The 20,342-nt window shown below is 58.1% G+C and carries 17 protein-coding genes and 1 riboswitch; of the genes, 8 read left to right on the top strand and 9 right to left on the bottom strand.

Annotated features, from left to right (window positions below; all coding sequences use genetic code 11):
• The first annotated feature begins 10 nt into the window (after nucleotides 1–10).
• Nucleotides 11–613 (top strand): 3-isopropylmalate dehydratase small subunit, encoded by a 603-nt coding sequence (gene leuD, locus RZ35_RS01370; protein ID WP_026741694.1) that lies wholly within the window; start codon nucleotides 11–13, stop codon nucleotides 611–613.
• Between the two features lie 47 nt (nucleotides 614–660).
• Here the strand turns inward: leuD and RZ35_RS01365 are convergent, their stop codons facing one another.
• The 3 genes from RZ35_RS01365 to sgrT all read right to left on the bottom strand — a co-directional run bounded on the left by RZ35_RS01365 (nucleotide 661) and on the right by sgrT (nucleotide 4,366).
• Nucleotides 661–1,566 carry a siderophore-interacting protein gene (locus RZ35_RS01365; RefSeq protein ID WP_026741693.1) on the bottom strand — a complete coding sequence of 302 codons (906 nt, stop codon included), beginning with the start codon at nucleotides 1,564–1,566 and terminating at the stop codon, nucleotides 661–663.
• An 836-nt stretch (nucleotides 1,567–2,402) separates the two neighbouring features.
• Nucleotides 2,403–3,908: a glycine betaine/L-proline transporter ProP gene (proP, locus tag RZ35_RS01355; RefSeq protein ID WP_026741691.1), complete on the bottom strand. Its 1,506-nt coding sequence runs from the start codon at nucleotides 3,906–3,908 to the stop codon at nucleotides 2,403–2,405.
• Between the two features lie 293 nt (nucleotides 3,909–4,201).
• Complete coding sequence (gene sgrT / locus RZ35_RS01350; RefSeq protein WP_026741690.1) at nucleotides 4,202–4,366, bottom strand: glucose uptake inhibitor SgrT; 165 nt, start codon at nucleotides 4,364–4,366, stop codon at nucleotides 4,202–4,204.
• Between the two features lie 106 nt (nucleotides 4,367–4,472).
• On the opposite strand from sgrT, the gene sgrR reads away from it, so the two are divergent.
• The 6 genes from sgrR (at nucleotide 4,473) to ilvN (ending at nucleotide 11,890) form a co-directional block, all read left to right on the top strand.
• Nucleotides 4,473–6,131, top strand: coding sequence for an HTH-type transcriptional regulator SgrR (gene sgrR, locus RZ35_RS01345; RefSeq protein ID WP_026741689.1), 1,659 nt, complete (start codon nucleotides 4,473–4,475; stop codon nucleotides 6,129–6,131).
• Nucleotides 6,132–6,171: 40 nt separating this feature from the next.
• Nucleotides 6,172–6,291, top strand: a riboswitch (TPP riboswitch).
• Nucleotides 6,292–6,333: 42 nt separating this feature from the next.
• Nucleotides 6,334–7,317: a thiamine ABC transporter substrate binding subunit gene (gene thiB, locus RZ35_RS01340; RefSeq protein ID WP_026741688.1), complete on the top strand. Its 984-nt coding sequence runs from the start codon at nucleotides 6,334–6,336 to the stop codon at nucleotides 7,315–7,317.
• Entirely contained in the window at nucleotides 7,293–8,903 is a 1,611-nt protein-coding gene (gene thiP, locus RZ35_RS01335; protein ID WP_026741687.1) for a thiamine/thiamine pyrophosphate ABC transporter permease ThiP, read from the top strand. Before thiB ends, thiP begins: the two co-directional genes overlap by 25 nt.
• The gene (gene thiQ / locus RZ35_RS01330; protein ID WP_026741686.1) at nucleotides 8,887–9,606 is read left to right on the top strand and encodes a thiamine ABC transporter ATP-binding protein ThiQ; all 720 of its coding nucleotides are present in this window, start codon (nucleotides 8,887–8,889) and stop codon (nucleotides 9,604–9,606) included. The genes thiP and thiQ overlap by 17 nt, the downstream gene beginning before the upstream one ends.
• Before the next feature lie 324 nt (nucleotides 9,607–9,930).
• Nucleotides 9,931–11,592, top strand: a complete 1,662-nt coding sequence (gene ilvB, locus RZ35_RS01325) for an acetolactate synthase large subunit (RefSeq protein WP_026741685.1) — start codon at nucleotides 9,931–9,933, stop codon at nucleotides 11,590–11,592.
• Nucleotides 11,593–11,596: 4 nt separating this feature from the next.
• Complete coding sequence (ilvN, locus tag RZ35_RS01320; protein WP_026741684.1) at nucleotides 11,597–11,890, top strand: acetolactate synthase small subunit; 294 nt, start codon at nucleotides 11,597–11,599, stop codon at nucleotides 11,888–11,890.
• Here ilvN and RZ35_RS01315 read toward each other — a convergent pair whose 3' ends face one another.
• From RZ35_RS01315 to RZ35_RS01290, 6 genes are all read right to left on the bottom strand, one after another.
• Entirely contained in the window at nucleotides 11,891–12,649 is a 759-nt protein-coding gene (locus RZ35_RS01315) for a DedA family protein (RefSeq protein ID WP_026741683.1), read from the bottom strand.
• A gap of 180 nt (nucleotides 12,650–12,829) precedes the next feature.
• Nucleotides 12,830–13,525 (bottom strand): ABC transporter ATP-binding protein, encoded by a 696-nt coding sequence (locus RZ35_RS01310; protein ID WP_026741682.1) that lies wholly within the window; start codon nucleotides 13,523–13,525, stop codon nucleotides 12,830–12,832.
• The gene (locus RZ35_RS01305) at nucleotides 13,518–14,297 is read right to left on the bottom strand and encodes an ABC transporter ATP-binding protein (RefSeq protein WP_026741681.1); all 780 of its coding nucleotides are present in this window, start codon (nucleotides 14,295–14,297) and stop codon (nucleotides 13,518–13,520) included. The genes RZ35_RS01310 and RZ35_RS01305 overlap by 8 nt, the downstream gene beginning before the upstream one ends.
• Nucleotides 14,287–15,330 (bottom strand): branched-chain amino acid ABC transporter permease, encoded by a 1,044-nt coding sequence (locus tag RZ35_RS01300; RefSeq protein ID WP_026741680.1) that lies wholly within the window; start codon nucleotides 15,328–15,330, stop codon nucleotides 14,287–14,289. Before RZ35_RS01300 ends, RZ35_RS01305 begins: the two co-directional genes overlap by 11 nt.
• Nucleotides 15,330–16,229 (bottom strand): branched-chain amino acid ABC transporter permease, encoded by a 900-nt coding sequence (locus RZ35_RS01295; RefSeq protein ID WP_026741679.1) that lies wholly within the window; start codon nucleotides 16,227–16,229, stop codon nucleotides 15,330–15,332. Before RZ35_RS01295 ends, RZ35_RS01300 begins: the two co-directional genes overlap by 1 nt.
• 27 nt (nucleotides 16,230–16,256) lie before the next feature.
• Nucleotides 16,257–17,321, bottom strand: coding sequence for an ABC transporter substrate-binding protein (locus RZ35_RS01290; RefSeq protein WP_394296470.1), 1,065 nt, complete (start codon nucleotides 17,319–17,321; stop codon nucleotides 16,257–16,259).
• A 494-nt stretch (nucleotides 17,322–17,815) separates the two neighbouring features.
• On the opposite strand from RZ35_RS01290, the gene RZ35_RS01285 reads away from it, so the two are divergent.
• Complete coding sequence (locus tag RZ35_RS01285) at nucleotides 17,816–20,191, top strand: DNA polymerase II (RefSeq protein WP_026741677.1); 2,376 nt, start codon at nucleotides 17,816–17,818, stop codon at nucleotides 20,189–20,191.
• The last annotated feature ends 151 nt before the right edge of the window (nucleotides 20,192–20,342 follow it).

Below are 20,342 nucleotides of genomic sequence, written 5' to 3'. Positions count from 1 at the left end.
GGGATAACCCATGACTAAATTTACTCAACATACTGGTCTGGTCGTCCCGCTGGACAACGCCAACGTCGATACCGATGCCATCATTCCCAAGCAGTTTCTGCAGAAGGTGACCCGTACCGGTTTCGGCCAGCACCTGTTCAACGACTGGCGTTTTCTGGATGATGCGGGCCAGCAGCCTAATCCCGAATTCGTGCTGAACCAGCCTCGTTACAAAGGCGCCAGCATCCTGCTGACCCGTGAAAACTTCGGCTGCGGTTCATCCCGCGAACATGCGCCGTGGGCGCTGACCGACTACGGGTTTAGCGTGGTGATTGCGCCGAGCTTCGCTGATATTTTCTACGGTAACGCCTTGAACAACCAGCTGCTGCCGGTTCGACTGAGCGACGCCGACGTCGACGAGCTGTTCACCCTGGTAGAAAACCACGAAGGCATTACCTTCACCGTCGACCTGGAAGCTCAGATCGTGAAGGCGGGCGACAAGAGTTATCCGTTTGAAATCGATAGCTTCCGTCGCCACTGCATGATCAATGGTCTGGATAACATCGGCCTGACGCTGCAACACGAAGCGGCAATTGCCCGCTATGAGGAAACGCAGCCGACGTTCCTACGTTAAGGCTTATCCGCTCATCCTGTCCCAGGCCCGCTTAAGNGGGCCTGTTCTTATCCCTCCCGGCGCGGCCCCTGACACCAATACGCCATAAACGCCATCGACTCTCGCGCTATACCCCGCTCGCCCACCAGATATCGTCGCAAGGCTTTAACCACCGATGATTCGGCAGCTACCCAGCCGAAAAACTGCCCGTGCTGACTCTCCGCCCTTTCCCACAACAGTTCGTCGTCCGGGACTTCCGTTAACGACACGACGGAAGGCATGATTGGGACCTGCGGCAAGATAAGCGCATCGCGTACCGCATCCAACAGCCGCACTCCGTGTTTTGCCCCGCATTCCTCCCGCGGCAACCAATGAATATCAGCGAAGGAGAAATGGCTGAGATCCTGACAGTCGGCACGAAGCGGCAATTCGATAAAAGCCTGAACCTGAGGCGGCGACGCCTGACCGGCCAGTTGTTCCAGAATCCCCTTCACGGCGGGAAACGCGGTTTCGTCAGCGATTAGCAACGCCCGGCGGGTCTGTTCGGTGGGCAGCCACTCATAGCCGCCTTGGTGGCTCTGCGAGGCGGCGCAGGGCGCCACCATTTGAAGGCGATCGCCCGGTTCAGCGCGCATCGCCCACGATGACGCAGGACCTTCCGTGCCGTGAATGACGAACTCCACCTCCACTTCCCCCGCAGCCGCATTCAGGCGGCGAAGGGTATAGGTCCGCGCAATCGGACGTTGGCGTTTCGGCAACGCCAGCAGCTCGGCATACCAATTCGCGACGTCCGGCAGTTGAGACGGCGTGCCATCGATCGCCGGAAACAGGAGTTTGATGCGCTGATCGGGCGCGCCGGTCGTCATCTGGCTCACCGACTCGCCGCTAAAAACACAGCGCATCATGGACGGACTCAGTCGCTGCTTACGCGCCAGCGCAACCTCGAAAATCTTGTACTCTTTCGCTCCCGCCATACTCATTCCCTTGGGTTTCCACCGTATATGAGCCAGGAATGTTAGCATTCAAGTGATAATGAGAACAATTATTGATACTGGCATTTACAGAGAGTGGAAGCAGCCTCGCAAAGTGAGATGAAGAATGAACATGCAGGCTATTGAGGCGGTTCAGAAGGGGGAGAAATAACCGAAAAATGGCATTCGTTATCCAGCAACAAATGCCATTGTTTTGATGGGATTAACGCACCAGCGCCCCTGCGAGTGACGCCATCATGGTGGACAGAACAAAAATGGATAAGAACACCGAGACCAGCGCCAGAACGAAGGCGAACAGACCGGCCCTATTCCAGCTATTCTGTACGCGTTTGAACGTTTCCACATCATCATAGTCGGCGTTCTGCCACGCCCATTCGTTGCCTTTGAAGCCGCACACAAACATCCAGACAATGTTCAATACAGGAATAAAGCACAATAGCGGCAGATAGGNTTTGTTGCCGATACCCCAGACGATGTTGAACATAAATGCGCCCCAGTTCCATCCCTTTACTTCTCTTGGTACTGCTTTTCCATATTCGGCCATGTGCGAGTTTTCCTTTCAAAATAGAACAAAAATAAAACGCTGCGGACAATACAACGGGTTACATTCGAGCTTCAACTATTTTGTATCGACACTATGATCAGCCAATCATTTAATTTAATTGATCTTTCGCATGGTGGGCGCGTCGGTGAATATTATCCCGGTGCGACAGCAAATTCATGGGAAGCGGCGCAAAAAAAATCAGGCAGAGGCCCAATGGACTTCTGCCTGATTTGGCGTCAGGAAAGCAGAATGCTTTCCTGACAGCAGCTAACGATTATTCGTTGATGCGAGGATGCTGGTCGATCAGCATCTGGCGTTTCTTCTCCAGCTCGGTGATTTGCACGTTAATGTCTTCGATTTTATGCTCGATATTATCGTGATGCTCACGCAGCAGCTCTTTGGCCTCACTCAGGTCAGAAGCCGCAGGCGTGGCGCCTTTCAGCGGCTTGTTGGCCGTTTCCTTCATGAAGATCCCTGTAATCAGTCCAACAACGGCGATAACCATCAGGTAATAGGCTGGCATAAACAGGTTATTGCTGGCTTCGACCAACCAGGCTACTGCTGCTGGCGTCAGACCGGCAATCAGAATAGCAATGTTGAACGCGCTGGCCAGCGCACTGTAGCGAATGTGCGTCGGGAACATAGCGGGAAGGGAAGAAGCCATGACCCCGGTAAAGGCGTTCAAAATCACCGCCAAGATCAGCAGTCCCAGGAAAATCAGGCCAATCACGCCGCTGTTGATCATCATGAAGCACGGGATTGCCAGCAGGAACATCGCTATGCTGCCGATCACTACGAATGGTTTACGTCCGAAGCGATCGCTCAGCAGCCCCATCACCGGCTGAACAAACAGCATCCCAATCATGATGGCGATGATGATCAGCACGCCGTGGTTCTCGGAGTAGTGCAGGTTATGCGACAGATAGCTCGGCATGTAAGTCAGCAGCATGTAGTAGGTGACATTGGTGGCAATCACCAACCCCGTACAGGCCAGCAGACCTTTCCAGTGTTTTGTTGCGATCTCTTTAAACGAGACTCTGGGACCGCTGCTCAAACCGTCGCGATCGTCTTTTTCCATTTTATCAACGTGTTGCTGAAACGCAGGTGTTTCTTCCAGCGCATGACGCAGATAAAGGCCGATGATCCCTAACGGCAGCGCCAGGAAGAACGGGATACGCCAGCCCCATTCCAGAAACGCGGCTTCGCCGACGATGGCGGAGATCAGCACCACGACGCCCGCGCCCAGCACAAACCCGGCGATGGAACCGAAGTCCAGCCAGCTCCCCATGAATCCGCGCTTCCGGTCCGGGGAGTATTCAGCGACGAAGATCGACGCGCCGGTATATTCGCCGCCCACGGAGAAGCCCTGGGCCATTTTGGCCAGCAGCAGCAGTATCGGCGCCCAGATCCCAATGGAGTTATAGGACGGTATCAAGCCGATACAGAATGTACTGACCGACATGATGATAATGGTGATGGCCAATATTTTCTGACGGCCGTATTTGTCGCCCAAGGAGCCGAAGAACAGCCCGCCCAACGGACGAATCAGGAAAGGAACAGAGAATGTCGCCAATGCGGCGATCATCTGGACGCTGGGGTTAGCGCCGGGGAAGAAGACCTGGCCCAATGCATAAGCCACAAAGCCATACACACCAAAATCGAACCATTCCATGGCATTGCCGAGCGCAGCTGCGGTAATGGCTTTACGTAAACGAGTGTCGTCAATAATGGTGACATCGCCCAGAACGATGGGTTGTGCCTTTTTTCTACGTAACTTCATAGTGAATTATTTTACCTGTTTTAATGTAATAGACTGAATTGAAACGTCTCACTGAAGGATGGTCACATCAAGATAGTTTTTTATTTCGCTATAACCGATTAACCCAGTTTCATTTACTAGCATGTTACCATAGGTTGAATGTTTATATCGACTTTGACGTTCCTTTACACACTTCTATAGCCCATATTAGCATAAGATACGGTTACTTATTTCAGCCCAAAAAAAAGCCGACGGAATAACCGTCGGCAGGTGAAATTTTCACCATCACTCAGAAAATAGAAACTGCTTCGCCCTCAAATCCAGTGGCGGTATTCCTCATCAGACAGAGTCTCCGTCTNCCATTGCGTCACCTGCATCAGCAGCGTCAGACGTTGAGAAGCCGACAACCAGCGTCCCCACGCCGAGTGTCCCAGGGACAGGATGCTGCGATAACTTCGATACAATCGTGATAGTGCCATCGTCATGCCCTCCGACCGTTCATTATTTGCGCTTTCGTTGTGACAAAGTATCAACGTAAGATAGGGGAAAATATATTGATGACTTTAGGCTGAGGAGTTCCCCTTTATGTCCTCATCGCGACTGCAACAACAGTTCATCCGGCTCTGGCAACACCTGCAAGGACAGCCTACAGACACCACGCTACAGGAGCTGACCGGCGTCCTTAACTGCTCGCGGCGGCATATTCGCTCGCTCCTGCGAGCCATGCAGGAAGAGGGATGGCTGACCTGGGAAGCAGAAGCGGGACGAGGAAAACGCTCGCGGCTCAGCTTCCTCTATACCGGCCTGACGCTACAGCAACAGCGGGCGGAAGACCTGCTGGAGCAAGATCGGATCGACCAGCTGGTGCAGTTGGTGGGGGACAAATCGCAGGTGCGGCAAATGCTGCTATCCCATATCGGGCGCAGCTTCAGGCAGGGTAAGCATCTGCTGCGCATCGCCTACTACCGGCCGATGCGTAATCTGATGCCCGGCTCTGCGCTACGGCGTTCGGAGACGCATCTGGCCCGGCAGATCTTTAGCGGGTTAACCACCATAAATGAGGAAAATGGGGAACTCCTGCCGGACTTAGCCCACCACTGGCAGCAGGTCACCCCCCAGCACTGGCGTTTTTACCTGCGCCCCGCCGTCCGTTTCCATCACGGTCGGGAACTGACGATGGAAGATGTGATCGCGTCTCTGCAACGCATCACCGCGATGCCGCTGTTTTCACATATCTGTGCCGTCGAATCGCCCATCCCGTCCGTGCTGGACGTGCGCCTGGCGACGCCGGATGTCTGGNTTCCCTGGCTGCTCGGCAGCGTGTCCGCGATGATTTTGCCGCAGGAGNGGAAAACGCTCCCCGACTTCACCCGCCACCCGGTGGGCACCGGCCCTTACGCCGTTCTGCGCAACAGTAATACGCAGCTGAAAATCAACGCCTTCGACGACTACTTTGGCTATCGTGCGCTGATCGACGAGGTCAGCATCTGGGTATTGCCGGACGCGCCGGATACCCCCTCCTGTTCCCTTCAACTACAAAACGATAACTCGCCGAACAACGAATTGGAGAACCGGCTGGAGGAAGGCTGCTACTTCCTGCTGTTCGACCGACGTTCGCCGCTGACCTCGCGCCGGGAGGTCAGGGACTGGCTATGTCAGGTACTGAGTCCGGTCGCCCTGCTCGGACTCGCCGACGAAACTTACCAGTGCAACTGGTCCCCGGCCTACGGCCTGCTGCCGCGCTGGCACCACGCCCAGCCCCGCCTGACGCTGGACAAACCTGAAGACCTCTCGCACCTGACCCTCNCTTTTTATCATGAGCACGCCGAGTATCAGGACATCAGCGACATCATTCGTCGGCTGCTGTCGGCTCACGGCGTCNCGTTGTCGGTCCGCCGTATCGACTATGCTGAGTGGTATCAGGGCGCCGAGGCGAGCGACATCTGGCTCGGCAGCGCCAATTTCTATCTGCCGCTCGAGTTCTCCTTGTTCGCCCTGCTCTNCGAACTGCCGCTGATGCAGCACTGTCTGGATCGGGATCTCACCGAAGACGCCAGCCAGTGGCGTCAGGGCGGTTGGTCGCTGGCGGACTGGAGCCAATCGCTCATAACTCAGCAGCAGATCCATCCGCTTTTTCACCACTGGCTCCAATTGCAAGGGCAACGCAGCATGCGCGGCATTCGTATGAATACGCTGGGGTGGTTTGATTTCAAATCCGCCTGGTTCGCGCCGCCGGAAAACTGACGCGCGCTTTGACTCCGGGCATGAAGTCTCTACAATGCCTGAGTTCTCAACGGGGTGCGATAAAGTCCGGTGCCGTCATACCGTCCGCTTTACGCTGAGAAAATACCCGTCGAACCTGATCCGGTTAATACCGGCGAAGGGATTTGGGAGTGCTTTGCCGCTTGCTCAAAGACCTTTGCCACCCTTATTTCAGGAGTGCAAAGTGTTAAAAAAATTACTGTCCTGCCTGTTGATTCTCTCTGCTCCGGCGTTGGCGAAGCCTACGCTGACCGTGTATACCTACGACTCCTTTACCTCGGAATGGGGACCCGGTCCCGGCGTGAAAACCGCATTCGAGAAAGAGTGCGACTGCGAACTGAAATTCGTGGCGCTGGCCGACGGCGTGGCGCTGCTCAACCGCCTGCGGATGGAAGGAAAGCGCACGCAGGCCGATATTGTGCTGGGTCTGGACAACAACCTGCTAGAGGCGGCTGAACATACCGGCCTGTTCAGCAAACGGACGGTCGATACCGACGCGCTCTCGCTGCCGGACGGCTGGCACAATGATACCTTTGTACCCTACGACTACGGCTACTTCGCCTTCATCTACGATCGCGACAAACTGAAAAACCCGCCTCGCAGCCTGCATGAGCTGGTCGACAGCCCAGAGCCGTGGAAAGTCATTTATCAGGATCCGCGTACCAGCACGCCGGGCCTGGGCCTGCTGCTGTGGATGCAAAAAGTCTATGGCGACAGCGCCCCGCAAGCCTGGCAGAAGCTGGCTACGAAAACGGTCACCGTCACCAAAGGCTGGAGCGAAGCCTATGGTCTGTTCCTGAAGGGCGAAGCCGATCTGGTGCTGAGCTACACCACCTCGCCCGCCTATCACATCATCGAAGAGAAGAAAGACAACTATGCCGCGGCGCCCTTCAGCGAGGGACACTATCTCCAGGTGGAGGTCGCCGGCCGTCTGGCAAGCAGCCAACAGCCGCAGCTGGCCGAGCGCTTCCTGACGTTCATGGTCAGCCCAGCCTTCCAGCAGCTCATCCCGACCACCAATTGGATGTATCCGGTCATCGACATGCCGCTGCCCGCGGGCTTCCAGCGTCTGGACAAACCCGCGACGACGTTGTCGTATACGTCGCAACAGGTCGCCGCGCAGCGTAACGACTGGATCCAGGCATGGCAACGCGCCGTCAGCCGCTAATCCCCGGCTGGCTCTGGCCCGGCGCCATCGCCGCCCTGCTGCTGGTCGTGGTCGCGGCGCTGGCTTTCGGCGCGCTGTGGCTTCAGGCGCCTCAGAATCCGTGGCGCGCGCTGTGGCAGGACGACTACCTTTGGCACGTCGTTCGCTTCACATTTTGGCAGGCGTCGCTCTCGACGCTGCTGTCGACCATCCCGGCGATTTTTCTGGCGCGCGCGCTGTATCGCCGCCGTTTTCCGGGGCATCGCTGGCTGCTTAGACTGTACGCCATGACGCTGGTGCTGCCGGTGCTGGTGACCGTGTTCGGCCTGCTGAGCGTCTACGGNCGGCACGGCTGGCTCTCGCAGTTGACGGCGGCGTTCGGCCTACCCTACTCATTTTCGCCCTATGGACTTGGCGGCATACTGCTGGCGCACGTTTTCTTCAATCTGCCGCTAGCCACACGTCTGATGTTGCAGGCGCTGGAAGGCATCGCTACCGAACAGCGGCAGATGGCCGCGCAGCTCGGGATGAGTGAATGGNAGCACTTTCGCATCGTCGAGTGGCCGTGGCTGCGCCGACAGCTCCTGCCTGCGGCCGCGCTGATCTTTATGCTCTGTTTCGCCAGTTTCGCCGTCGTGCTCTCGCTGGGCGGCGGCCCCAAAGCCACCACCATTGAGCTGGCAATTTATCAGGCACTAAGCTTTGACTACGATCCGGCGCGCGCCTCGCTGTTGGCGCTAATCCAGATGGGATGCTGCCTCGGTCTGGTTCTGCTCAGCCAGCGGCTGGCCAAACTGCTGCCGGTCGGATACAGCCAGCAGACGCGCTGGCGCAATCCTCAGGACACCCGGTTTAATCGCATAACGGACGCGCTGTTGATCGTGGCCGCGCTGATGCTGCTGCTGCCGCCGCTGCTGGCCGTGGTGGCGGATGGACTGAACACCTCCCTGCCCGTCGTGTTGCGTCACCCCGCACTGTGGGATGCGCTGTGGACCTCGCTGAAGGTCGCGATCATCTCCGGCCTGCTGTGCGTGCTGCTCACGCTAATGCTGCTGTGGAGCAGCCGGGAACTCAAATTGCGTCGCCGCCCGCTTTCCGCCCAGCTGTTGGATCTCAGCGGCATGCTGATTCTGGCGATGCCCGGTATCGTACTGGCGAGCGGATTTTTCCTGCTGCTGAACGGCACCATCGGGCTGCCGACGTCGCCCCTGTGGCTGGTGGCGGCGACGAACGCGCTGATGGCGATCCCCTACGCGCTCAAAGTGCTGGAAAATCCGATGTATGACATCGCCGAACGCTACAACCTGCTGTGTCAGTCGTTGGATATCCGCGGCTGGCGGCGACTGCAAACCATCGAACTACGAGCGCTGCGAGCGCCCATCGCCCAAGCGCTGGCGTTCGCCTCGATTCTCTCGCTTGGCGATTTCGGCATCATCGCGCTGTTCGGCAATGAGCAGTTCCGAACGTTGCCGTTTTATCTGTACCAGCAAATCGGCGCTTACCGCAGCGCCGACGGCGCCGTGNCCGCTCTGCTTTTGCTGCTGCTATGTTTTGTTCTGTTCACCCTGATTGAAAAACGGGCAGGCGATTATGATCGTTCTCGATAAACTGACTTATCTCTACCAGCACCAGCCGATGCGGTTTGATCTGCGCGTGGAAGCCGGTGAACGCGTTGCCGTGCTCGGTCCCAGCGGCGCAGGCAAAAGCTCCCTGCTCAGCTTGATCGCCGGTTTTCTTCCTGCGGACGGCGGCCGCCTTATGCTGAACGGCGCGGATCACCGCCGGACGCCACCGGCGAAAAGGCCGGTGTCGATTCTGTTCCAGGAAAATAATCTCTTCCCCCACCTGACGCTGTCGCAGAATATCGCGCTGGGACTGCATCCCGGTCTAAAGCTGACACAGCCGCAACGCGTGGCGTTGAATCACATCGCTGAACGCGTCGGGCTGACCGCGCTGTTGGATCGGCTGCCGTCGCAGGTGTCTGGCGGCCAGCGGCAGCGGGCGGCGCTGGCGCGTTGCCTATTGCGTCAGCAGCCGATTTTGCTGCTGGACGAACCGTTCTCCGCGCTAGACCCGGCGTTGCGCGCAGAGATGCTGACGCTGGTCGACGACGTATGCCGCGACCGCCAGCTGACCCTGCTGATGGTCTCGCACCACCTTGAGGACGCCGCCCGTATCGCCGATCGCACCGCGTTGGTGGTCGACGGCCACGTGGCTTACGACGGCTCAACCTGCGACCTGCAACAAGGGCGCGTCGCCGCCGCTCAGATCCTTGGGATCGTCCCCGCTGAACAAAATAAAAACGGATAGCGAACAGGTTTTGACCTTTTCACGGTTGTGGGTTATTGTCTGCCACAGCCCATGTGCTATTGGCCTGTCCATACACATGGTTTAAAAAAAACCAACGACAGGATTCTCCGTGAAACACACGTCCTCCACGCTAGCACTCTCCAACACCGCACTCGTCGATGCGGTTGTCGTCGTGCGCCTAGTGGTCGTCGTCGTGGTCGGCAACGCGCCGTAACGGGTCCGAATCCAGAAGAGATTCTCAAACCCCGCCGGCGCCAGCCGAGCGGGGTTTGTCCTTTCTATCCCCGCTCCCAAACTGCACCGGCTCTGATAAAGGATATGACTATGCGTTATACCGGAGCTGAGCTGATCGTCCACATGCTGGAGCAGCAAGGCATCACGACCGTCACGGGCATTCCCGGCGGGGCCGCCCTGCCGTTGTACGATGCGCTGGGACAAAGCCGAACCATTCGCCACGTACTGGCGCGACACGAGCAAGGCGCGGGCTTCATCGCTCAGGGCATGGCGCGAGCCAGCGGCAAAGCGGCGGTCTGCATGGCCTCCAGCGGCCCCGGCGCGACCAACCTGCTGACCGCGATTGCCGATGCGAAACTCGATTCCATTCCGCTGGTCTGCATTACCGCTCAGGNCTCCTCCAATATGATCGGCAGCGATGCCTTTCAGGAAGTGGACACCTACGGCATCTCCATCCCCGTCACCAAACACAACTATCTGGTGCGAAACATCAACGAGCTGGCCCACGTGATGAACGAGGCCTTCCGCATCGCGCAGTCCGGCCGCCCCGGCCCGGTATGGATCGACGTGCCGAAAGATGTACAGACCGCCACCATTGATCTGGACGCCCTGCCTGCGCCTGCGCCGAATGACGCGCCGGTCGCCGCCGAACCGCAGGCCCTTGAGCAGGCGGCGGCGATGATCAACGCAGCCAGCCGTCCCGTGCTGTATCTCGGTGGCGGGATCGTCAGCGCCGGCGCCCACCGGCAGGCGATCCAACTGGCGGAGTCCGCCGGTATTCCCACTACCATGACATTGATGGCGCTCGGCGCCATGCCTGCCGATCATCCGCTGTCGCTGGGCATGCTGGGAATGCACGGCGCACGATCCACCAACATGATCCTGCAACAGTCCGATCTGTTGATCGTGTTGGGCGCACGCTTCGACGATCGCGCCATTGGCAAAGCCGAGCAGTTCTGCCCGAACGCCAGCATTATTCACATGGATATCGACGCCGCCGAGCTGGGCAAAATCCGCCAGCCGCACGTGGCGCTGCATGCCGATGTTGCAAAAGGACTGACGCAGCTGCTGCCGCTGATCGCGCCGCAGACGCGCGCCGAATGGCGACAGCAGGTGAATGAATTACAGCAGGCGTTCCCCGCCACTCTGCAACAGGACGATCCGTTGAGCCACTACGGACTGGTCCATGCCGTCGCCGAATCGCTGGACGACAGCGCCATTATCTCCACCGACGTCGGTCAGCATCAGATGTGGGTAGCCCAGTCCTACCCGCTGCGCCGCACGCGCCAGTGGCTGACGTCTGGCGGTTTAGGAACGATGGGATTTGGCGTACCGGCTGCGATCGGCGCCGCGCTGGCGGAACCCAATCGCACGGTGGTGTGCTTCTCCGGCGACGGTAGCCTGATGATGAATATTCAGGAACTGGCGACGCTGGCCGAACAACGCCTTAACGTCAAAATCGTACTGATGAACAATCAGGCGCTGGGCATGGTCCACCAGCAGCAGGATCTGTTTTACGAACAGCGTTACGTGGCGTCCGACTACAGCTATCAGGCCAATTTCCTGGCGATTGCCGCCGGTTTCGGACTGGCGACCTGTGATTTGAACGCGGCGGAAGATCCACAAGCCGCTCTGCGCGACATCCTGAACCAGCCGGGTCCGGCGCTGATTCACGCGCTGATCGATGTGAACGAAAAAGTCTATCCGATGGTGCCGCCGGGCGCCGCCAATATTGAGATGATTGGAGATTAATGCTATGCAAACCGCATCCTCTTCACCCCAGGTCACGCTTGAGCTGTCCGTACGCAACCATCCCGGCGTCATGTCGCATGTCTGCGGGCTGTTCGCCCGCCGGGCGTTCAACGTGGAAGGCATCATGTGTATGCCGCTGCCAGGCGGTGAACAAAGCCGCATTTGGCTGCTGGTGAACGACGACGATCGTCTGGCGCAGATGATCAGTCAGGTAGAAAAACTGGAAGATGTGCTGCAGGTGCGCCGCCACGGCGACGACACCCGCATTTTCGAGCAGGTGGCTGAGTTTTACCGCTAATCAGCCGCGAAAAATTTGCAGCAGCAGGTGCAGGTAGACCGACATCAGCGGGTGCCGCCACAGCAGCACCAGGCTGATCACCGCAGCAACCGTGGCTATCGGCGCCAGCCAGCGTAAACGCGCTGGCGTCAGCCATCCTTCAGACGGCGCTCGGCGAGTACGCCACGCGCNCCNCAGCAGCCAACCAGCGGACCAGGTCAGCACCGCGGCGATCAGCAACAGCCAGCGGAAGCTGCCGCTGTCCGCCGCGTGGGGAATATCAATCGCCACCCCCGCCAAAATTCCCGGCATCAGATACACCGGCGGCCAGGTCAGGCAGCCGATGATGTTCGGTACCAAGAATCGTTTCGGGGGCAGTTCCAGCATCCCCGCGACCATAGGGATCAGCGGCCGTGTCGGGCCGATAAAGCGCCCGACCAGAATGGTCGCGAGATGATGCTGATGCAGCATTTTTTCGACGCGATAGAGGTAGGCGCTGTGCTTCTTGACGAACGACCAGCCATGCAGCCGATCCTTGAAGCGCCAGCCGACGTAATAGGAGATCCAATCCCCCAGCAGGCAGCCGATAATGCCAACCCCCCAGGCCGGATACAGTCCCAGGTGTCCGCTGCCAATCAACGTGCCCAGCGACGCCATCATTATGGTGCCCGGTAGCAGCAACCCCACCAACGCCAGCGACTCAAGAAAAGCCACCAGCAAAACGGCCAGCAGTGAATAGGCTAACGATTGAGTAACCAAGTGCTCAAGCCAGGCTTGCATAAATCCCTACTTATCTGCGCTAAAAATCAGGACTTCGGGATAATAGCAGAAAACCGCCGGACGGCAGCCCCTCGCTCGCCGCCGGCTCGGCAGCTTGCTGGATGAACCCATCGTGCAGGCCCCTGACGCAGGAAGCCCCCCCGCGACAGAGGATCGGCGATGGCAACTCTCCCNCAAACCTCAACCGCCGAGGTACATCGCCTTCACCTCCGGATTCGCCAGGATCGCCTGCGCAGGCCCTTGCAGGACGATCTTGCCGTTTTCCAGCACGTAGGCCCGGTCGGCGATTTTCAACGCCGCCGTCGCATTCTGCTCGACCAGGAGGATCGTAATCTTCTCCTCGCGCAGTTGGCGGATGATGTTGAACAGCTCGCCCACCACCTTCGGCGCCAGTCCCAGACTTGGCTCGTCCAGCATCAGTAACGCCGGTTCGCTCATCAGCGCCCGTGCAATCGCCAGCATTTGCTGTTCGCCGCCGCTCATCGTGCCCGCCAGCTGCGCGCGACGCTCTTTTAAGCGGGGGAACATGGCATACATCTTGTCGCGCAGATAGCTGAATCTGATCGGGTTGTTATAGGCTCCCATTCGCAAATTTTCTTCGATAGTCAGATTGGTGAACACCTTGCGCCCTTCCGGCACCAGCGCCAGCCCCTGACGCACGATCTGATGCGTCTGTCGACGAGAGATATCCTCGTTGAGAAAATTGACCACGCCCGTCGACTTCACCAGATTGATGATGCCGTTCAGCGTCGACGTTTTCCCGGCCCCGTTACTGCCGATTAACGTCACGATCTCGCTGTTGTTGACCTCAATGTCGATCCCCTTCAGCCCCTGAATCAGGCCGTAAAAAACCCGTAGATCGGTCGCTTTAAGCATAATCGATGTCCCCCAGATACGCGGCGATGACGTCGGGATGATTGATGGCCTCATTCGGCGTACCGCTGAACAGCGCCTTGCCGTAATCCAGCACCATCACCCGCTCGCAAAGGGAGTTAACAAACGACATATCATGTTCGATCAACAGCACCGTCAGTCCGAAGTCTTTCCGCATTTTAAAAATGAGCTGCGCCAGTTCGGCCGTCTCGCGTGGGTTCATCCCCGCGGCAGGCTCGTCCAGCAACAGCAGTTTGGGCGATGTCGCCAGCGCCCGCGCAATCTCCACCTTACGTTGGTTGCCGTAACTCAGATTGGTTGCCAGCGAATGCGCGTGTTCGGCGATGCCGATGTACTCAAGCAGCTGCATCGCTTTTTCCCGCGCGCGTTTTTCCGCCGTGAAGAAGCGCCCGCAACGCAAAGCGGCTTCGAGGAAGGAGTAATGAATAAAACGGTCGAGTCCGATCAATACATTGTCGAGCACCGTCATGGACGGAAACAGCCGGATATTTTGAAACGTTCTGGCGATCCCCCGGTTCACCACCTGATTCGGTTTCAGCCCGGTCAGCGCCTGAGACTCCAACTCCACCGTGCCGCCGGTCGGCTTGTAGTTGGCCGTAATCACGTTGAACAGCGTGGTTTTTCCGGCGCCGTTCGGCCCGATCAAACCGAAGATCTCCGCGGGCGCTATCTTAAAACTGACGCCGTCGATGGCGCGCAGCCCACCAAACTGCATGGTGACGTCCGCTACGCGAAGTAATGTCTCATTTGCCATTCTGCCGCCTCCTGCGTATTTCCCAGATTTCCTGTTTGCCCAGCAGCCCTTCGCGCGCGAACAGCATGATGATCAACAGCACCAGCGAGAACACCACCATCCGCAGACCGGGGTGCGCGCCCAGGTCCTGGCCGAATAGCGTCAATGGCTGGTCAAGGAAGCNCAGCCACTCGCCGCTGCCCACCACGATGATCGTTCCCAGGATCGCGCCGGTGGTGCTGCCCAATCCGCCCAGCACGATGATGATCAGCAGCTGGAACGTCAGCATAAAGTCGAACAGATCCGGCGAGATGATGGTCAGCAGGGAGGCCAACAGGCCGCCGCCGATGCCTTCGAAAAAGGCGCTGGTCGCGAACGCGCAGGTTTTGATGCGGAAGGTGTTGATGCCCATGGCGATTGCGGCGTCCTCATCATCGCGCACCGCCTTCATCGCCCGCCCGTATTTGGAATACACCAGTTGCAGGACGAACAGTACGGCGATCAACGCGATAAACCCGCACCAGTACAGAATGTGGTCCGCCTGCGGGATCTCATTCAGTCCGATAGCGCCGTTGGTGATCTGCGGGTTGTTGATCGCGAGGATCTTGATAATGAAGCCAAACCCCAGAGTCACTATCGCCAGGTAGTCGCCGCGTACGCGAAAGACCGGGAACGACAGACAGACAGCGACCACCGCGGCGCAGATACCACTAATGATCAGCGCGGGCAGGAACGTGGTGTGCAAAGCCAGAATGAAGGGGCTGGGCGACGCCATTTCGAACATGTCCGTTTTGTTGTCTGCGGTCAGCAGTAATAGCGCCGTGACATACGCGCCGATGGCGACGAAGCCGTTCGGCTCCAGCGACAACTGACCGGTGACCCCGTTGATCAGGTTGTAGCTGACCGCCAGGATCATAAAAATAAAGATGTTGCAGATAATCCGAAGTACATAGTCATCGAACGCGCTCTGCACGGTAAATAACCCTAAAAAAGCCAGCGCGAACAAAACGATATAGCACAACAGCAGCGAAGAGGAGGTCTGCGGCATTCTCATCAGAAGCGGCTCCTTTCCAGTCGTTCATCACCCATGATGCCCACCGGTCTGAACAGCAGCACCAAAATTAAAAACAGGAAGGCGAAAGCATCTTTGTACCCCCCAAGCTCAGGAAATACGGCGACCGCCACCACTTCGGTGAAGCCCAGAATAAAGCCGCCGATGACCGCCCCGGTCACGCTGCCAATCCCGCCCAGCNCCGCTGCGGCGAAGGCTTTCAGGCCGATCAATACCCCCATCAGCGGATCGATGGTTGGGTAACTGATGGCATAGAACACGCCGCCCAGCGAGGCCAGCGCGCTCCCCAGCGCAAACACCAGCGAAATAATGTGGTTAGCATCAATGCCCATCAGGCGAACGGTATTGACGTCGAACGCCACCGCGCGGATCGCCATCCCCTGTCGGGTGCGGTACAGAATGAGCAGAATGATCGCCAGCAGCACTAGCGTGATCAGCGGCACCATCCACGCCACCTGAGTGATCACGATTTGACCGAGCGTCATCGTCTGATTGAAAAACGGCGGCGATTCGAAGAAACGCGGGNTGCCGCCGAACNCCACGTTAAAGAGGTTCTCCAGAAAGAAGCTGACGCCGATGGCGGTGATCAGCATGGAGATTTTGGATGCCTGCCGCAGTGGGCGATAGGCAATGCGATCGATAGCAACCCCAAGCAAAGCCGAGATCAGTACCGAAAACAAAATAGCTGCCCCGAAAGGCAGCCCGAAGGAGGTAAAGCTGATCAGCGCCACAAAGGCGCCGACCATCATGATATCCGCATGGGCGAAGTTAATCAGCCGTAGTACGCCATACACCATGGTGTAACCAATCGCGATCAGCGCATACATACTGCCAAGGCTCATGCCATTGACCACCTGCTGTAAAAAAACGGCAAAATCCATTGTGCGCTCCTTACTACTTCCCGCCGATTAAGGATTGACCACCGTTTTAAACGCCAGCTGTCCGTTCTTGACTTCGTTGATGACCGCAGGACGAATGGCGTCGCCGCCTTTCAGGGTCAACGTCCCTGTAATACCGGTAAAGTTGGTGGTTGCGCGCAGATTCTTGTTCACGCAAACGCGATCGTGCGGATCGCTGCACTTATTCATGGCGGCGACGATCATTTTGTAAGCATCCGCCGTCATCGCGCCCCAGGTATGGGTCGGCTCGTTATATTTGGCGGTCCAGGCCTGAATGAATTTCTCGCCGTCCGGCGTCTGCTCTTTTGCGTTCGGCGAGTAGTAGTCGGTGGTCATGTAGCCTTCCACCGCGTCCTGACCGAGTTTGAAGAAGATCGGATCGGCCGCCAGACCGTCGCCGCCCACGACCGGCACTTTCAGCCCCAGTTGTTTAGCCTGTACGGCAATCAGCGCGCCTTCGGTGTAGTAAATCGGCATGTAAATCATGTCGACGTTGTGAGATTTAACGGTAGAGAGCTGCGCTTTGAAATCCTTGCTGCCGCCGGGAGCCTGCACTTCCACCGCGATGGTGCCGCCGTTTTTCACAAACTGATTGCGGAAAGCGCGCGCCAGACCGACCGAGTAGTCGTTGCTGCTGTCGAACATGATGGCCGCTTTCTTGGCTTTCAAATCGCGGCTGGCCAGGTTCGCGCCTACCACGCCCTGGAAGCTGTCGGAGAAGCACACCCGACTGACGTACTCGCGGTTGCGCGTCACGCGGTCATTAGTCGCCGTGGGAGAAATCAGCGGCGTTTTGGTGTCTTCCGCCATCTTGGTCATCGCCAGCGTATTGGTTGAGGTCACCTCGCCGATCACCGCATCCACCTTGTCGCTGGAAACCAGACGCTGCATGGCGTTGGCGGCTTCAACCTTGTCGCTCTTGTCGTCAATGATGATCAGCTTGACGGTATCGCCATTGGCTAATGTCGGCTCCATGCCGTTAATCAGCGTCACCCCTTTCTGTGACGGCTGGCCATAACCGCTCAACGCGCCGCTCAAGGGCAGCACCACACCGATTTTCACTTCGTCCGCCATGACATTCGCGGCCGCCAGCGCTGAGGACACACAGACCGCCGCTATCGTTGTGTAGAAAACTCTTCTCTTCATGTTCCGCCTCGTCAATGAATAGTGGTTTACGTTCCCATCGTGAAATGAAGCTGTGTATAGGGCTATCGCCAGCAAAAATGCGCACGGGCACAACCCGCACCACAATGGGAAAATCAGCAATTACCATGCCAATTAGCCGGGGCGGATAAACGCGTTATTAATCAATTAATAAATCAGATATAACAGGAAGTGATTGCCTTAAATGCCCGCGATGGGCGTCTGTTGCACCATGAGCCACCCGCATTGCGTTCGCATGGTGCGGATTTTTACGCGGCTTTCATAAGACAAATCAATCATTCGGACTTCGGGCGCACCGCGAACACAAGCGCTGCCTCACCAGGTGGCAGGCGAAAAAGGCTGGACAACCACTGTATAGATAACCACACTTAATGACGTCTTTCTTCTTCATACGGCCTGAGGTTATGACTGTTCCCTCCCCGCGTCAGGGCTTTGCGCTCACCCGCCATTGGCAAGATACGCCGGCCGGCATACAGGTCGAGTTCTGGCTCGCCACCAACGACGGCCCGCAACGGGTGCGTCTTCCTCTGCAACAGGCCGTGGCTTTTGTTCCCGCCCGCCATGAAGCGGAAGTCCGCGCCGCGCTGAACGGCGAGAAAAAGGCCGAGCTTCGCCCGCTGGAAATGAAAAGTTTTCATCACGAAGAGCTGCTGGGCCTTTACTGCCCGCAATACCGCCAGCTACAGCGTATCGAAAAACGGTTGCAGGAAGCCAGCGTCCCCATTTATGAAGCAGATATTCGCCCACCTGAACGTTTTTTGATGGAGCGATTTATCACTGCGCCGGTCTGGTTCGACGGCGACGCCGGCCCGGAAGGACGTCTCATCAACGCCAGAATGAAACCCGAGCCGCACTATCGTCCGCCGCTCAGCATGGTGTCGCTGGATATCGAAACCAATCGCCACGGCGAACTGTACTGCATCGGCCTGGAAGGCTGCGGCCAGCGGCAGGTGTTTATGCTGGGTCCGCCCAACGGCGACCCGGCTGACGCGGGCGACCTCACGCTGGAGTACGTCGCCAGCCGGCCACAGTTGCTGGAACAGCTTAATCACTGGATTCAGCTGTACGATCCCGATCTCATCGTCGGCTGGAATCTGGTGCAGTTCGNCCTGCGGGTACTGCAAAAGCACGCCGAACGTTACGGCATTCCGCTACGACTGGGCCGGCAGCAGGCGGAGCTGGAATGGCGGGAACATGGCTACAAGCAGGGGCACTTTTTCGCCAGCGCCCCCGGCCGACTGATTGTTGACGGCATTGAAGCGCTCAAGTCCGCCACCTGGAACTTCGCCTCCTTTAGCCTGGAGTTCGTCTCGCAAACGCTGTTGGGTGAAGGGAAAGCGATGGATAACCCTTACCAGCGGATGGACGAGATCGACCGCCGCTTCGCTGAAGACAAGCCAGCCCTCGCCCACTACAACCTGAAAGACTGCGAGCTGGTGACGCGCATCTTCGACAAGACCGAACTGCTGCCGTTTTTGCTGGAACGCGCCAGCCTCACCGGTCTGGCGGCAGACCGCAGCGGCGGCTCCGTGGCGGCGTTTACCCNCCTTTATTTCCCCCGGATGCACCGGGCGGGTTTCGTCGCCCCCAACCTTGGCGAGATACCGCCGGAAGCCAGCCCCGGCGGCTTCGTCATGAACTCCCGTCCGGGTTTATATGACTCCGTGTTGGTACTGGATTATAAAAGCCTCTACCCCTCCATCATTCGCACCTTTCTGATCGACCCCGTCGGGCTGACCGTCGGCATGCGGCACCCGGACGAACAACATTCAGTTGAGGGCTATCGCGGCGCGTGGTTTTCCCGCAAGCAGCACTGCCTGCCCGCGATTGTCGGCAGCATCTGGCAGGAGCGCGAGGCGGCGAAGCGCAGCGGCAACAAACCGCTTTCGCAGGCGCTGAAAATCATCATGAACGCCTTCTACGGCGTACTAGGCTCAAGCGGCTGCCGCTTCTTCGATCCGCGACTGGCCTCCTCCATCACCCTGCGCGGGCACGACATCATGCAGCAAACGCAGGCGCTGATTGAAGCCCGCGGCTATCAGGTGATTTACGGCGATACCGACTCGACGTTCGTCTGGCTCAATCACGCCCATAACGAGCAGGAAGCGGACGCCATCGGCCGGGAACTGGCGCAGTACGTGAACGCGTGGTGGCGAGAGCATCTGGCACGGACCCAGGGGCTGGAGTGCGCCCTGGAACTGGAGTACGAAACCCATTATCAGCGTTTCCTGATGCCGACGATCCGCGGCGCGGAACAGGGCAGTAAAAAGCGCTACGCCGGGCTGACGTTGAACGCCAACGGCGAGCCGCAGATGGTATTTAAAGGGTTGGAGACCGTGCGCAGCGACTGGACGCCCTTGGCGCAACGGTTTCAGCAACAGCTCTACGCGCGAATTTTCCGGCGAGAGGCCTATCAGGATTGGGTGCGCGACTATGTGCGCAAAACCCAGAACGGCGAGTGGGACGACCAGTTGGTCTACCGTAAGCGGCTGCGCCACAAGCTGAGTGAATACCAGCGCAATGTCCCGCCACAGGTGCGGGCCGCCAGAATGGCCGACGAATACAACCGGGAGCACGGGCGTCCACTCCAGTATCAAAACGGCGGCTGGATCAGCTACGTTATGACCGTCAACGGCCCTGAACCGCTGGAAACGCGCCATTCGCCGCTGGATTATCAACACTACGTCGAAAAACAGCTGCAGCCGGTGGCGGATGCGATTCTGCCTTTCCTGCAAGACGATTTCACGATGCTGGTTACCGGACAAATGGGGCTGTTTTGATCCATCGACGGCGGTTTGGCAGGTGACGAACGCGCGTCCATCCAGTACCATAACGCCCTTTCCGAATCCGGCGGTATTTTCGATAAGACCTTGCGCTGTCGTCAGCCCATGCATTCAGATTCGGGCCGCATCCGCGCAGGACGGCGCATAG

Origin of the sequence: Lonsdalea quercina subsp. quercina (assembly GCF_000688655.1) — a bacterium.
GTDB classification, from domain to species: domain Bacteria; phylum Pseudomonadota; class Gammaproteobacteria; order Enterobacterales; family Enterobacteriaceae; genus Lonsdalea; species Lonsdalea quercina.
Note: the sequence above shows the minus strand (reverse complement) of the source record. Positions and strands in the feature narration are given on the sequence as shown.

What these genes read in the sequence shown, in the direction of transcription:
- leuD (WP_026741694.1), top strand. Translation starts at nt 11, where the DNA reads ATGACTAAATTTACTCAACATACTGGTCTGGTCGTCCCGCTGGACAAC.
- RZ35_RS01365 (WP_026741693.1), bottom strand. Translation starts at nt 1,566, where the DNA reads ATGGCGGGAGCGAAAGAGTACAAGATTTTCGAGGTTGCGCTGGCGCGT.
- proP (WP_026741691.1), bottom strand. Translation starts at nt 3,908, where the DNA reads ATGAAGTTACGTAGAAAAAAGGCACAACCCATCGTTCTGGGCGATGTC.
- thiQ (WP_026741686.1), top strand. Translation starts at nt 8,887, where the DNA reads ATGATCGTTCTCGATAAACTGACTTATCTCTACCAGCACCAGCCGATG.
- ilvN (WP_026741684.1), top strand. Translation starts at nt 11,597, where the DNA reads ATGCAAACCGCATCCTCTTCACCCCAGGTCACGCTTGAGCTGTCCGTA.
- RZ35_RS01310 (WP_026741682.1), bottom strand. Translation starts at nt 13,525, where the DNA reads ATGCTTAAAGCGACCGATCTACGGGTTTTTTACGGCCTGATTCAGGGG.
- RZ35_RS01305 (WP_026741681.1), bottom strand. Translation starts at nt 14,297, where the DNA reads ATGGCAAATGAGACATTACTTCGCGTAGCGGACGTCACCATGCAGTTT.
- RZ35_RS01290 (WP_394296470.1), bottom strand. Translation starts at nt 17,321, where the DNA reads ATGGCGGACGAAGTGAAAATCGGTGTGGTGCTGCCCTTGAGCGGCGCG.